General features: G+C 46.0%; 3 tRNA genes (1 of these 3 only partly in view). All 3 read right to left on the bottom strand.

From position 1 onward, the window contains the following. Positions 1 to 11: transfer RNA gene (locus RSC39_RS11880), tRNA-Thr, on the bottom strand; it reaches 67 nt to the left of the window's first position. Between the two features lie 72 nt (positions 12 to 83). Next, a tRNA-Lys gene (locus RSC39_RS11875) sits at positions 84 to 156 on the bottom strand. Between the two features lie 38 nt (positions 157 to 194). Further along, positions 195 to 267 (bottom strand) — tRNA-Asp (locus tag RSC39_RS11870). Between the last annotated feature and the right edge of the window lie 24 nt (positions 268 to 291).

Raw genomic sequence — 291 nt, 5'->3', positions numbered from 1 at the left:
CTAAATCTAGCGTGTCTGCCAATTTCACCACATCCGCTTGACAAGTTCTTTTACGCTTTATACCTCAACCTAATGTTAAAGTATGACCCGTGCTGGGCTCGAACCAGCGACCCTTTGATTAAAAGTCAAATGCTCTACCAACTGAGCTAACGAGTCTATTTCTTTTATTACCTTTCAAGTAAATCTACTTGAAACGGTTCCGACGGGAATCGAACCCGCGATCTTCGCCGTGACAGGGCGACGTGATAACCGCTACACTACGGAACCTATGGGAGTTAACGGGATCGAACC

This window comes from Lactococcus sp., from assembly GCF_036648155.1.
Taxonomy (GTDB): Bacteria; Bacillota; Bacilli; order Lactobacillales; family Streptococcaceae; genus Lactococcus; species Lactococcus cremoris.
The sequence above is the reverse complement of the archived record's forward strand: the minus strand, read 5'-3'. Positions and strand labels throughout refer to the sequence as shown.